The 13,604-nt window shown below is 56.8% G+C and carries 12 protein-coding genes; 7 read left to right on the top strand and 5 right to left on the bottom strand.

The genetic code is table 11. The annotated features are described in order from the left end of the window. Positions 1-10: 10 nt before the first annotated feature. Together RZ35_RS15075 and RZ35_RS15070 are read right to left on the bottom strand one after the other, a co-directional pair. Positions 11-919, bottom strand: a complete 909-nt coding sequence (locus tag RZ35_RS15075; protein ID WP_026744074.1) for a homocysteine S-methyltransferase family protein — start codon at positions 917-919, stop codon at positions 11-13. 114 nt (positions 920-1,033) lie between these two features. After that, positions 1,034-1,303 (bottom strand): hypothetical protein, encoded by a 270-nt coding sequence (locus RZ35_RS15070; RefSeq protein WP_026744073.1) that lies wholly within the window; start codon positions 1,301-1,303, stop codon positions 1,034-1,036. A 337-nt stretch (positions 1,304-1,640) separates the two neighbouring features. On the opposite strand from RZ35_RS15070, the gene nrdD reads away from it, so the two are divergent. Further along, positions 1,641-3,779, top strand: coding sequence for an anaerobic ribonucleoside-triphosphate reductase (gene nrdD / locus RZ35_RS15065; RefSeq protein ID WP_026744072.1), 2,139 nt, complete (start codon positions 1,641-1,643; stop codon positions 3,777-3,779). 159 nt (positions 3,780-3,938) lie between these two features. Then, complete coding sequence (gene nrdG, locus RZ35_RS15060; protein WP_026744071.1) at positions 3,939-4,403, top strand: anaerobic ribonucleoside-triphosphate reductase-activating protein; 465 nt, start codon at positions 3,939-3,941, stop codon at positions 4,401-4,403. Positions 4,404-4,407: 4 nt separating this feature from the next. Here the strand turns inward: nrdG and RZ35_RS15055 are convergent, their stop codons facing one another. After that, on the bottom strand, positions 4,408-4,863 hold the full coding sequence (locus tag RZ35_RS15055; protein WP_026744070.1) for a YhbP family protein: 456 nt from the start codon (positions 4,861-4,863) through the stop codon (positions 4,408-4,410). 400 nt (positions 4,864-5,263) lie between these two features. Here RZ35_RS15055 and RZ35_RS15050 point away from each other — a divergent pair, with 400 nt between their 5' ends. From RZ35_RS15050 to RZ35_RS15030, 5 genes are all read left to right on the top strand, one after another. After that, positions 5,264-6,190 (top strand): aminoimidazole riboside kinase, encoded by a 927-nt coding sequence (locus RZ35_RS15050; RefSeq protein WP_026744069.1) that lies wholly within the window; start codon positions 5,264-5,266, stop codon positions 6,188-6,190. A 185-nt stretch (positions 6,191-6,375) separates the two neighbouring features. Next, the gene (locus RZ35_RS15045) at positions 6,376-7,947 is read left to right on the top strand and encodes a carbohydrate porin (protein ID WP_026744068.1); all 1,572 of its coding nucleotides are present in this window, start codon (positions 6,376-6,378) and stop codon (positions 7,945-7,947) included. 82 nt (positions 7,948-8,029) lie between these two features. Next, the gene (locus RZ35_RS15040; RefSeq protein ID WP_026744067.1) at positions 8,030-9,400 is read left to right on the top strand and encodes a sucrose-specific PTS transporter subunit IIBC; all 1,371 of its coding nucleotides are present in this window, start codon (positions 8,030-8,032) and stop codon (positions 9,398-9,400) included. Further along, entirely contained in the window at positions 9,400-10,812 is a 1,413-nt protein-coding gene (locus RZ35_RS15035) for a sucrose-6-phosphate hydrolase (RefSeq protein ID WP_026744066.1), read from the top strand. Before RZ35_RS15040 ends, RZ35_RS15035 begins: the two co-directional genes overlap by 1 nt. Before the next feature lie 31 nt (positions 10,813-10,843). Beyond that, on the top strand, positions 10,844-11,863 hold the full coding sequence (locus tag RZ35_RS15030; protein WP_026744065.1) for a substrate-binding domain-containing protein: 1,020 nt from the start codon (positions 10,844-10,846) through the stop codon (positions 11,861-11,863). A gap of 235 nt (positions 11,864-12,098) precedes the next feature. Here RZ35_RS15030 and exbD read toward each other — a convergent pair whose 3' ends face one another. Beyond that, positions 12,099-12,518, bottom strand: a complete 420-nt coding sequence (exbD, locus tag RZ35_RS15025; protein WP_026744064.1) for a TonB system transport protein ExbD — start codon at positions 12,516-12,518, stop codon at positions 12,099-12,101. A gap of 3 nt (positions 12,519-12,521) precedes the next feature. Beyond that, the gene (exbB, locus tag RZ35_RS15020) at positions 12,522-13,478 is read right to left on the bottom strand and encodes a tol-pal system-associated acyl-CoA thioesterase (RefSeq protein ID WP_081825737.1); all 957 of its coding nucleotides are present in this window, start codon (positions 13,476-13,478) and stop codon (positions 12,522-12,524) included. Positions 13,479-13,604 lie beyond the last annotated feature (126 nt).

Here is a 13,604-nt window from a genome sequence, read left to right as displayed (position 1 = left end):
CGGTCGGGGTTTAGNCCCGATGCGGCAACGCCTGCGCCAGGCGGGCAATATGTTCAGGACCGATGCCGCAGCAACCGCCGACCAGCGTCGCGCCCTGCGCCACCCATTCGGCGGCCCACTGCTGATACCCTTCAGGATGCGTATCGGCACGCAGTCGGCTGAGGCCTTCATTCGCTTCCCGGCGATTGTCTTCCGGCTCAAACGCGTTAGCGTACACGCCGATGCCGAGGGTCGCGCCCTGCTCGCTTAACTGGGCGCGGGCCTCCGCGACGGCGGGCGCCATGACTTCCGGGCGGCTACAGTTAAACAGCACGTTCGCGGCGCCCAGCGCGAATGCGCCTTTGGCCGCCTCGGCGATGGTCTCTCCGGAGCGCAACCGCGCGCGGCCCTGCTCATCCAGTTCGTCCTGTAGCGTAAAGGAAAGCCACAGTTCGCGCGGGTCGTCCGCCAGCAGTTGACGCACCAGCGTCACCTCCGCCAGCGAACTCTGGGTTTCAGCCAGCCAGACGTCAACATAGGGATCAAGGGCGTCGATCAACACCCGTAAGATAGGTTCAGCGGCATCGGCGGAAAATAGATCGGGACGATAAGAGCCCAGCGCCGGAGGCAGCGAACCGGCGACCCGCACGGAGTGCGGTGCGGCGTCCGCCGCTTCACGCGCCAGCTTTCCAGCCAGCGCAGCCAGTTCATGGCCGCGCTGGTAAAACCGATCATCGCCAAGATGGAACGGCACGACGGCGTAGCTGTTCGCCGTGATCACCTGCGAACCGGCGGCGATATAGCTATCATGCACTTGCCGTACATGTTGCGGAGNCTCCAGCAGCGCTAACGCCGACCACTCGGGTTGGCGGAAAGGCGCGCCAATCCGCGCCAGTTCACGGCCCATGCCGCCGTCCAGAATCAGCACGTTGTCTGACATCGTCCTTCCTTACTCAGCGAAACTGAAAAAATGGTGGTCCACCTTACAAAAAAAGTCATATAGATGTCTAGAAGCCTTGATAGCTAAAAAGCGGAGAGCTTCTACGCCTTACATCTATTTCGCCTTGCCGCCGAGCGCCCCCTCCCGACGGTAATACGGCAAGCCCTTTGCGGTTTGAACGCACACGGGAAAGCGCGCCTTTCCTCCCTCGCACAGACCAGGGAAAAATGCAGTCAATAGCGGAATACCATCACCCGTGTAGAACACGATCGGCCCGGAAACATGTTCCACGACGAAGGCAAAAAGCGTGCGCAAGAGGGCCAGGCGACGTGATGAAGTCGTCATTGGAACAAAGTCGTTAAAAAAACGGCTGACAAAGGACACAAAACCCTATCCTTTTAATGCCTTTTTGGGCGTTTAAAGACGGTTTCCACCTCTATGTCGAACGTTTACAAAAAAGGCATCACGCTATTCGTCTCTAATTTAAGCTGTTTAGAAATTTCTTTGTTCTGCATCAACCTCAGCATGAAATTGGAGATAAACCTCCCAATCAAAATCACTATAATCCCGCCTGGCAAAATTCAATATATAGTGTCTATACTCTCAATAAGACCTACATATAGCGTTTATCCACAAAATCATCCACAACCTCGTGAAGCCCTTACGCGACGCGGTTGTGCCTGTGGATAACTACTGCACAGACATTAATGAGGACGCGAACGTGAAACCAGTGGTGATTAAACGGAACGGCTGTCAGGTACCTTTTGATGAAATTCGTATCCGTGAGGCGGTGGAACGAGCCGCCAGCGCTACGGGCGTTAACGATTTCGATTTTTGCGCCACCGTGGCGGCAGCCGTCACCGAGCAGATGCGGGACCGCTCCCGCGTTGAAATCCGCGAAATTCAGGACGCTGTCGAAAACCTGCTGATGTCGAGCAACTACAAGCCCGTTGCCCGCGCCTATATCGAATATCGCCACGACCGCGACGTCTCGCGCGAACGTCAGGGTCGCCTGACGCAAGAAATCCGTGGTCTGGTCGAACAGAGCAACGTTTCCCTGCTGAATGAGAACGCCAACAAAGACAGCAAGGTGATCCCGACTCAGCGCGACCTGCTGGCCGGTATCGTCGCCAAACACTATGCCAAGTTGCACATCCTGCCGCGCGACGTGGTGCTGGCGCATGAGCGTGGGGAAATCCACTACCACGATCTGGATTATTCGCCGTTCTTCCCGATGTTCAACTGCATGCTGATCGACCTGAACGGGATGCTGACGCAGGGCTTCAAGATGGGCAATGCCGAGATTGAGCCGCCTCGCTCCATCTCCACCGCGACAGCGGTCACCGCCCAGATCATCGCGCAGGTCGCCAGCCATATTTACGGCGGTACCACCATCAACCGCATTGACGAAATTCTGGCCCCGTTCGTCGCCGCCAGTTACAAGAAGCATCAGGCCGTGGCGGAAGAGTGGAATATCCCCGATGCCGAACGCTATGCGCACAGCCGCACCGAAAAAGAGTGTTATGACGCCTTCCAGTCGCTGGAATACGAAGTCAACACGCTGCACACCGCCAACGGTCAGACGCCGTTCGTCACCTTCGGCTTCGGGCTGGGCACCAGCTGGGAATCACGCCTGATTCAGGAATCCATCCTGCGTAACCGCATCGCCGGGTTGGGTAAAAATCGCAAAACCGCCGTGTTTCCGAAGTTGGTCTTCGCCGTGCGCGACGGTCTCAACCACAAACCGAGCGATCCGAGCTACGACATCAAACAGCTGGCGCTGGAGTGCGCCAGCAAACGCATGTACCCGGATATCCTGAACTACGATCAGGTGGTTAAAGTCACTGGTTCATTCAAGACGCCGATGGGCTGCCGCAGCTTCCTCAACGTCTATGAAGAGGACGGCGAGCAGATCCACGACGGCCGCAACAACCTCGGCGTCATCAGCCTGAACCTGCCGCGCATCGCCCTGGAAGCCAAAGGAGATGAGTCTCAGTTCTGGAAACTGCTCGACCAGCGACTGGAGCTGGCGAAGAAAGCGCTGATGACCCGCGTGGCGCGCCTGGAAAACGTAAAAGCCCGCGTCGCGCCAATCCTCTATATGGAAGGCGCCTGCGGCGTACGTCTGAAAGCCGACGACAATATCGCTGAAATCTTTAAAAACGGCCGCGCATCCATATCTCTCGGCTATATCGGCGTGCATGAAACCATCAACGCGCTGTTCGGCAACGAAAAACACGTCTTCGACGACGAAACGCTGCGTGAAAAGGCCGTCGCGATCGTCGCGCATCTGAAAGCCGCGACCGACCGCTGGAAAGAAGAAACCGGCTATGGTTTCAGCCTGTACAGCACGCCGAGCGAGAACCTGTGCGACCGTTTCTGCCGTCTGGACACCGCGGAGTTCGGCGTGGTCCCAGGCGTGACCGACAAAGGTTATTACACCAATAGCTTCCATCTCGACGTCGAGAAGAAGGTGAACCCGTACGAAAAAATCAATTTCGAAGCGCCCTATCCGGCGTTGGCGAACGGCGGCTTCATCTGTTACGGCGAATACCCCAACCTGCAGCACAACCTTAAAGCGTTGGAAGACGTCTGGGATTACAGCTATAGCCGCGTCCCTTATTACGGGACCAACACGCCGATCGACGAATGCTACGAGTGCGGCTTCACCGGCGAGTTCGCCTGTACCAGCAAAGGCTTCACCTGCCCGAAATGCGGTAACCACGACTCCTCCCGTGTTTCCGTCACCCGCCGTGTGTGCGGCTATCTGGGCAGCCCGGACGCGCGTCCGTTTAACGCGGGCAAACAGGAAGAAGTGAAACGCAGAATCAAGCACCTGGCCAACGGACAGCTGGGTTAACCCCGCGTCCTCAGCGCCTGACCGACAACGCTTATGCCGCGGTCAGGCGCTGACTCTCCCCGCTGTGCATCCAGTGCCAATACGCAGTCGCCTTAAGATTCGAACCACACGCATATCAAGACAGGCCGTCTCCGGACGACCCCGGATAGGGACACCGTGATGAATTATCTTCAGTACTACCCCGTGGATGTCGTCAATGGACCCGGCACGCGCTGCACCCTGTTTGTCGCCGGGTGCGAACATCAATGTCCCGGCTGCTATAACAAATGCACCTGGCGTCTCAGCGCCGGTCAGCCGTTTACGCAGGTCGAAGAGGATCGGCTCATCGCCGATCTGCAAGACACCGACATCCCGCGTCAGGGCGTGACGCTCTCCGGCGGCGACCCGCTGCATCCGCAGAACGTGCCGGACATTTTGCGTCTGGTGCAACGCATTCGCCGCGAGTGCGAGGGCAAGGATATCTGGATGTGGACGGGCTATGTGCTGGCGGACCTGACGCCGGAGCAGCGTCAGGTGGTAGATCTCATCAACGTGCTGGTGGACGGTAAATTTGTGCAGGATTTGAAAGATCCCTCACTCATCTGGCGGGGCAGCAGCAATCAGGTCATCCATCGCCTGCGCTAAAGCGTCATCGTGAATGCGCGTCTACCTCGTCCCGTTGCCACAGTAAACAGGCGCCAAATCTGAGCCGGTTATCGGTCATCTTCAATTCCGTCAACGTCAAGCGCCATAGCGGCGCACTGGACCGTCGAGCAAGGGCGAAGCGCGCATTGTATCGATCGCGAGCGATGTGGGCCTCCGCCCCCTGAAGCAATCGGGCCTCGGCCCGGAACTGTACACCCTGAATCAACATCTCATTCTTCTGCTGATCGCTAACGGTGCCCGCCACCTGCGGGGAGTGCCGCATGAGTTGGGCGTGTCGCGTATCGGTCGGGGTCATGATGTCGAAGGCCGCTATGTCGGCATCGTAGATATAGAAGCTGTTGGCGCACCATAAATTAGCCGCGTCACCCGCGCACAGCGTCAGGACGTGATGCCGACGCAAATAGCGTGATATTGACGCCAAGATAGCTTCTGAATTCATCCTGATGTCCCTCCCTTCACCTATTTCTTTAGAGTAGCAGCACTTTCGCTACAGCGGCATTGAAGCATCTTCAGAAAAATGGCGTGTTCATAAGGTCAGTGGGCGGCGACTCACCCCACATTTTGTTCTCGCACAGGGTTTAGCAATACGTCCTTTTTCTCCCGGCTCACGTGTGGAAAACCCACATCAGCCAACCCTTTCACTCGCAACATTCACGATAAGTAATGACTTCGTCGCGTCATTAATTTCGGCGAAAATACCGGTTTTTTTCACCGACTGGTACCTAATTTAAGGATCAATGTGTGCGATTGGTAACATTCGTCACAGGAAGGTGTTGATTAGCTAAACCGATTCTTCTATTTTAGCGGCCGGTTTATCAATCCCAGTAAAGAGCATAGNTATGTCACATAAAGTGTGGGTCATGGGCGATGCCGTGGTTGACCTGATTCCTGAAGGCACGGATCGTTATCTGAAATGTCCCGGCGGCGCACCGGCGAACGTCGCCGTGGGGGTGGCCCGTCTCGGCGGTGAGAGCGCATTTATCGGCCGTGTGGGCGAAGACGCCTTCGGCCGATTCCTGCGTACGGTGCTTATCGAGGAGCAGGTGGATACCGGTTTCATGCAGTTGGACCTCAAGCATCGGACCTCTACCGTACTGGTAGAGCTGGACGATCAGGGGGAGCGTTCCTTCACCTTCATGGTGCGCCCGAGCGCCGACCTGTTTATTCAGTCGCACGACCTGCCTGATTTTCAGCGAGGCGAATGGCTGCACTTGTGCTCTATCGCTCTTTCTCAGGAACCTTCACGCGGGACCGCGCTGGAGGCCATGAAGCGCATCCGGGAAGCCAAGGGCTGGGTCAGCTTCGATCCGAATATCCGCGAAGACCTGTGGGAAAGTGAGCAGGAACTACGTGACTGTCTCGACCAGGCGCTGTCTCTTTCCGATGCCGTGAAACTTTCCGAAGATGAATTCCTGTTCCTGAGCGGCACGTCAGAAATCGAACAAGGAACGGAAGCGCTGATGTCCCGCTACGGCCTGAAACTGCTGCTGGTCACGCAGGGCGGCAACGGCGTGTGGCTGCGCGACAGCAAAAACCTGAAACACTTCGACGCGCCGTACGTGACGCCCGTCGACACGACGGGCGCTGGCGACGCCTTTGTCGCCGGCCTGCTGCAAGGCTTGGCACAGCACGACGATTTGAACAATATCGCCCAATGGATGGATATTGTGGATCAGGCGCAGCGCTGCGGCGCGCTCGCGACCACCGCCAAAGGCGCGATGACAGCGCTCCCTTACGCGCACCAGTTAGCTACGCCGCTTTCCTAAAACTTTCCTGTTCCCGCGTAAAAAAGCGACGTGGGAACAGGTATTTTGTAGCCAGGATCACAGATAAAGAATCGAGTTAGCAAAAACCCTTGCCAACCCCCTCTCTCCCCTTTAATTTCGCTGCGCAACCGGTTTAGCAATTTAGCAAAAATAATATCGCTCAACCTAAAAAGAGAATAAAAACCATGAAACTCAACTACCTCTCTGCAACGATAGGGCTTCTTCTGTGTTCCCATTATGCCACTGGGGCGGAAACCACCACGCTTGAAGATCGGCTCAATGCGTTGGAACAGCGTGTACAGCAGGCCGAACTGCGCGCTCAGCGGGCGGAAGCCCGCGCCGACGCGGCGGAAAAGCAAGCGCAGACGCTCTCTACCCGCACGGCGCTAATCGAACAGCAGGCGCATCAGGTCGAACAACGCACCACGCAAAACGAGCAGCAAACGCGACAGGTCGCGGAACGCACCACCGCGCTGGCTGACAAAAGCAGCCTCGCCGATGGCTTCGAATTCCACGGCTATGCGCGATCCGGGTTGGCGATACATGATTCCGCCACCAGCAGCAAAGCGGATATCGGTCCGGGCATGTCGCCCGCAGGCAGCGTAGGCGGCAACATCGGCCGTCTGGGCAACGAAGACGACACATACCTGGAACTCAAGCTGGAGCACAAAACCAAGCTGGATAACGGCGCGACCACGCGTTTCAGGGTAATGATGGCCGACGGACAGCGCAGCTATAATGACTGGACGGCGGACAGCAGCGACCTGAATATCCGCGAAGCTTTCGTGGAGCTAGGCTCTCTGCCGACGTTCACCGGCGCGTTCAAGGACACTACGTTGTGGGCGGGTAAACGTTTCGATCGGGACAACTTCGATATCCACTGGCTGGACTCCGACGTCGTCTTCCTGGCCGGCACCGGCGGCGGCATCTACGATGTTCAACCCGTCGACGGCTGGAAAACCAACTTTTCCCTCTACGGCCGTAGCCTGGGCGACAACGAAGCGCTGGATAACGAAATTCAGAACTACATCGTGACCAGCAACAACTTTGTCGGTCCGTTCCAGTTCATGCTGAGTGGTCTGAGAGCGAAGAACAACGATCTCACCACCAACACCGGCGCCAACAGCGCCAGCCATATCGTCAACAGCAATGCTGGCGATTCCGGCCTACACGCCGCGGTGGCATGGCGCGGTGACAACTTTTACGGCCTGCGGGACGGCAGCTCGCTCGTCGCATTGCTGTACGGTCATGGGTTGGGCGCGGAAGTCAAAGGGATCGGCTCCGACGGCAACCTGACGCAAAACGCCGATACCTGGCGTCTGGCGACCTACGGCACCACCGCCATCAACAAGACCTGGAGCTTCGCGCCGTCGCTGATGGCGCAGAGCAGCAAAGATCGTTACGTCTCCGGAGATGATTATCAGTGGGTGACATTCAACGCACGCTTTATTCAGGAAATCACCCCCAATTTCGCACTGGCGTATGAAGGTAGCTATCAGTACATGGATCTCGATCCGCAAGGCTATTTAGCGCGCAATCAGGTCAGCGGCGGTTTTTACAAGCTGACCTTTGCACCGACCTTCAAGGTTGGCGATATCGCCAACTTTTTCAGCCGGCCCGAGCTGCGCGTTTTCGCCAGCTACATGGACTGGGATAAACGTCTGGACAACTACTCCAACGAAGATGCTTTCGGCGCCACCGGCTTTAGCGCTGGCGGCGAATGGACCTTCGGCGTTCAGATGGAAACCTGGTTTTAATTGATTCAGCCTTTACCCGCGGCCTTCTTTNAATTGCCGCGGTTTCAGCTGATGTAGTGTTGTTTGATTTATGAGGAAACTTATGGACATTAAAGCCACTGCGGCTTCTCTTCTTACCCTGCTGGGCGGGAAGGACAATATTGCCAGCGCGGCCCACTGTGCTACACGTCTGCGTCTGGTATTAAAAGATGATAATAAGGCAGACAAAGCCGCTATCGAGAAACTGGACGGCGTTAAAGGCTGTTTCCAGAACTCAGGGCAAATGCAGGTCATTTTCGGCTCCGGATTGGTCAACAAGGTTCATGCGGAGTTCATCAAAGCCGCGGGCGTCAATGAGTCCAGCAAAGCAGAGGCCGCGTCGGCCGCCGCCAAAAANCTAAACCCGCTTCAGCGTCTGGCGCGTCTGCTGTCCAATATCTTTGTTCCTATCATTCCGGCTATTGTCGCCTCCGGCCTGCTGATGGGCCTGTTGGGGATGATCAAAACCTATAACTGGGTGAACCCTGATAGCGCCATTTTCATCCTGCTGGATATCTTCAGCTCCGCCGCCTTCATCATTCTGCCGATCCTGATTGGTTTCACCTCCGCGCGCGAATTCGGCGGTAACCCCTATCTGGGTGCGACGCTCGGGGGGATCCTGACCCACCCCGCGCTGACCAACGCCTGGGGCGTTACCGAAGGGTTCAAGACCATGCACCTGTTCGGTTACGACGTCGCCATGATCGGCTATCAGGGCACCGTGTTCCCGGTACTGCTGGCGGTCTGGTTCATGAGCATGGTGGAAAAACGCCTGCGCAAAATTATCCCTAACGCGCTGGATATTATCCTGACGCCGTTCCTGACCGTCATTATCTCCGGCTTCGTCGCCATGCTGGTGATTGGTCCTGCGGGCCGGATGCTGGGCGACGGTATCTCCATGGTACTGAGCACCCTGATCTCGCATGCTGGATGGCTTGCGGGCCTACTCTTCGGCGGTCTCTNCTCCGTTATCGTGATCACCGGGGTACACCACAGTTTCCACGCCATCGAAGCAGGTCTGCTGGGCAATCCAAACATCGGCGTCAACTTTCTGCTACCGATCTGGTGTATGGCCAACATCGCTCAAGGCGGAGCTTGTCTGGCGGTTTACTTTAAGACCAAAGATGCCCGCATCAAAGCCATCGCCATTCCTTCCGGTTTCTCGGCACTGCTGGGGATCACCGAAGCGGCGCTGTTCGGCATCAACCTACGCTTCGTGAAACCGTTCCTGGCTGCCATCGCTGGTGGTGCGCTGGGCGGTGCCTGGGTCGTAGCGAACCACGTCGGCATGACCGCCGTAGGCCTGACCGGTATTCCGGGTATGGCGATCGTAAAACCCGACTCATTTATCAGTTATGTGATCGGCATGCTGATAGCCTTCGGGACAGCCTTCGTGCTTTCACTGTTCCTGAGATACAAAACGGATAGCAAATAATGAGAGAAACCCACTTATTAAAACGTATGGCTCATGCCTTGATGTCGGCTCAATCGCGCCAGTGCTATGACCCTTACCGTCCGCAGTGGCACCTGTCACCGAATGTCGGTTTGCTGAACGATCCCAACGGATTCATTCAGCATAAAGGGCGTTACCATCTGTTTTATCAGTGGAATCCATTAGCTTGCGCCCACGGAGCCAAATTCTGGGGGCATTGGAGCTCGGCCGATCTGGTCAACTGGCGCCACGAACCCGTGGCGCTGATACCGGCGGAAAATTATGAAAGCCACGGTTGCTACTCCGGTTCCGCGGTAGAAGACGACGACGGCACGCTGACGTTGGTATATACCGGCAACGTGAAGTACGACGACGGCTCCCGTACGGCCAACCAGTGTCTGGCGCGGGAAAATGCCGACGGCGGCTTCGACAAGCTCGGCACCGTTTTGCCACTGCCGGAAGGCTATACCGGCCACGTACGCGATCCCAAAGTTTGGCGTCATGACGGCAAGTGGTACATGGTGCTCGGCGCTCAGGACACCGACTTGCAGGGCAAGGTGCTGCTGTTCTCCTCCGACGATTTGCACCAGTGGCAGTCTCTGGGTGAAATCGCCGGTTCCCGCCTCGGCGGACTGGGCGATTTCGGCTACATGTGGGAATGTCCGGATCTGTTCCCGTTAGGGCAGCACGACGTGCTGATTTGCAGTCCGCAAGGTCTGGCGGCCGAAGAAGAACGCTACCTGAACATCTTTCAGGCGGGCTACTTCGTCGGTAAGCTTGATTATGACCAAGGGCAGTTTACCCACGGAGACTTCCAGGAGCTGGATCTGGGATTTGAGTTCTATGCGCCGCAGACCACGACGAGTCAGGACGGCCGTCGCCTGATGTTCGGCTGGATGGCAGTGCCGGATCAGGATGAGTTCCAACAACCGACCATCGAATACGGCTGGGTACACACCATGACCTGCCCGCGTGAGCTAACGCTGCAGGACGGCATGCTTTATCAGCAGCCCGCTCGAGAGCTGCAGAGNCTGCGAACGCAGAAACACGTTTGGAAAGGCGTAGCGGATTACGCGCCAATCCTGCCTGCGAGCAGCGCCGAACTGATGGTGGATACGCAGGGCGAGTTCCAGATCAACTTCGCCAATCTGATGGTCTTATGCTGGGATGGCGAACGGCTGACGTTGAGTCGTCATAACCTGCGGACGGGCGAACCGGAACATCGTTACTGGCGCGGCGAATTGCACCGCCTACATATCCTGTGCGATCGCTCCAGCGTGGAGATTTTCATCAACCACGGCGCTGCCGTAATGTCGGCCCGCTATTTCCCACTGCGGGATGCCACCGTCAGTTTCAGCGGTTCAGGGAGGTTAACGCTGCAGCACTGGCTGTTAGCGCCATGCGTGATAGAATAGTTTCCCTTTTTTCTACCATTAAGAACGAGTGGTGAAACAAACTAAGCGCGTAACCATCAGTGATATCGCCAAGCTGGCGGGGGTTTCCAAATCCACCGCTAGCTTGGTCTTAAATGGGCGTAGTAAGGAGTTTCGCGTCTCGGACGCCACACGCGACCGCATTCTCGCTCTCGCTCAACAGCATCGTTACCTTCCCAGTATTCACGCCCGCTCGCTTCGCTCTACCCGCAGCAACACGCTCGGCCTGGTCGTGCCGGAAATGACCAACTACGGCTTTGCGTTAATTTCTCACGAGCTGGAAATGCTGTGCCGCGAGGCGGGTCTGCAACTGCTTATCGCCTGTACCGATGAGAATCCCAGCCAGGAAATCATGGCGGTGAATAGCCTGATTCAGCGTCAGGTGGACGGGCTGATTGTCGCCTCCAGCATGCTTAACGACGCTGAATATCAGAAGATCAACCAGCAACTGCCTGTCGTACAGTTCGACCGCATGATAGGTGATTCCGATCTGCCGCTGGTGATCACCGAGTCGATCGAGCCGACAGCTAAACTGGTGGAAACCGTCGCACGTCAGCATCAGGGCGAGTTCTATTTCATTGGCGGCCAGTCCCGCATTTCGCCCACCCGCGACCGTCTCGCCGGTTTCCAACTAGGGCTGGAACGTGCCGGAATCAGTTGCCATCCCGACTGGATCATGCAGGGCAACTATCGCCCCAGCTCCGGCTACGAAATGTTCGCCGAGCTGTGCGCAAGGCTGGGGCGACCTCCCAAAACGCTATTTGTCGCCGCCTGCGGCCTGCTGGAAGGGGTGCTGCGCTACCTGAACCAGCACAACCTGATGAACAACGAGATCCGACTGTGCAGCTTCGACGATCACTATCTGTTCGACTGTCTGCCGCTACGAATCGACACCGTCGCGCAAGATTGCGAAACGCTGGCCAGCAGGAGCTTCGATATGATCACTGCGCTGATTGACGGGCGCACTCTCCCCGAAAAGCGCGTTTACGTACCCAGCCGCATCCATTGGCGGCATCCTGACTCTCGCGGATAAACGCTTCCCACAACGGGTTTTCCGCAGTAGACCTTTCAGCAATACCGCGAACCAGGCCAGCAAACGCTTGGTTCGATAGGATTATCTATCCACTATCACCGATAGAACCGGGATTTAGCACGACCTAAACGCGCTATATCACCCGTTTTGTTTCGTCGCTGACAGCTCAGCAAACCGCAGAAACAAAAAAGCGCGGCAAAAGCCGCGCTTAACGTGAAGCATGTTTCATGAGTCCTTAACGAGAAACTTTTTCCATCCCCATTAACCCCNCTTTGAGATATCCGGCGGAACGCAGCGCGTCCATCACCTGCATCATGGTCTCGTAGTCGACGCTTTTATCTGCCTGGAAGTAGATGGTGTTCTCTTTATTGCCGTTGGTTTTCGCATTCAGCGTCTGCGCCAGCGTGTCCTGCGTGACAGGATCTTCACCCAAATAAAGCTGCTTATCGGCTTTTATCGTCAGATAGACCGGCTTTTCACGCGGCTGAGGCGCGGCGGAAGAGGCAGGCAGATTGACGCGAACGTCGACCGTCGCCAGCGGCGCCGCCACCATAAAGATAATTAGCAGCACCAGCATGACATCAATAAACGGCGTAACGTTGATGTCATGCATTTCGCCGTTTTCGTTCTGTCCGTCGTTCAGATGCATCGCCATGCCTTAGCCCGCCCGCAGTGTCTGCGTCGAAGTAGACGCCGCGCTGTTTTCGCTGGCGGCGATATCCAAATCGCGGCTCTGAAGCAGCAGCACCTGCGCCGCCACATCGCCGACTAGCGCTTTGTAGCTGGTTGTGGAACGGGCGAACACGTTGTAGATGACCACCGCCGGAATAGCCGCAATCAGACCGATGGCCGTCGCCAGTAACGCTTCGGCGATACCCGGAGCGACAACAGCCAGATTCGTGGTCTGCGTGTGGGCGATGCCGATGAAGCTGTTCATGATGCCCCAAACCGTGCCAAACAAACCGATAAACGGCGCGATGGCACCGACGGTCGCCAGGTATCCGGTCCCACGCGACATATGACGTCCGTTAGCGGCGACGCGGCGCTCAAAGCGGAACGCGGTGCGCTCTTTGACACCTTGATTGTCGTCGGAACGGGCCGACAGTGAGATTTCGTCCTGCGCATCAACGACGAACTGTTGCGCGACGCTGCCCGTCTTGCAAAGCCGCGTCATTTCCGCCGCTTCGTCCAGCGAGCGCACGTTGCTCAAGGCATCATGCTCGCGACGCAGACGGCGCTTGGCGCCGATTAACTCGGCGCTTTTGCCAAAGAAGATGGCCCAGGTCACCACCGATGCCAGTATCAAGCCGATCATCACGATCTTGACCACGATGTCCGCATGTTGGTACATCCCCAGCACGGATAAATCCATCTGCATCAAATTGCCCGGCGCGGTGGATTCGGAACCGGGCGGCAACGAGAGGGGTGATGTCGTCGCCGCATCGCCACCGTTCGTGGAGAGAGGTAAAGATGACGGTGCGGCAAACGCATAGCCGCTGAAGCCCGCCACCAGCAATAACGCCAGCAGGCTTCGGTACACTGCGCCAAAGGCGCCCCCGATCGTCCGCCAGGCTGATGAAACCTGCTGCTTTCCTTTAATGTCAGCCGTATTCACGCTGTTCCTCCGCCAATCATTCAGTGCTATTCATTAGTCAACCATTTTGGTCAAAATGATACCAAAGCCAAAATTAATTGATAGCTATTCTCATTATTATTGCGCATATATCTCCGTGGCAGTCGG

Origin of the sequence: Lonsdalea quercina subsp. quercina (assembly GCF_000688655.1) — a bacterium.
Taxonomy (GTDB): Bacteria; Pseudomonadota; Gammaproteobacteria; order Enterobacterales; family Enterobacteriaceae; genus Lonsdalea; species Lonsdalea quercina.
The sequence above is the reverse complement of the archived record's forward strand: the minus strand, read 5'-3'. Positions and strand labels throughout refer to the sequence as shown.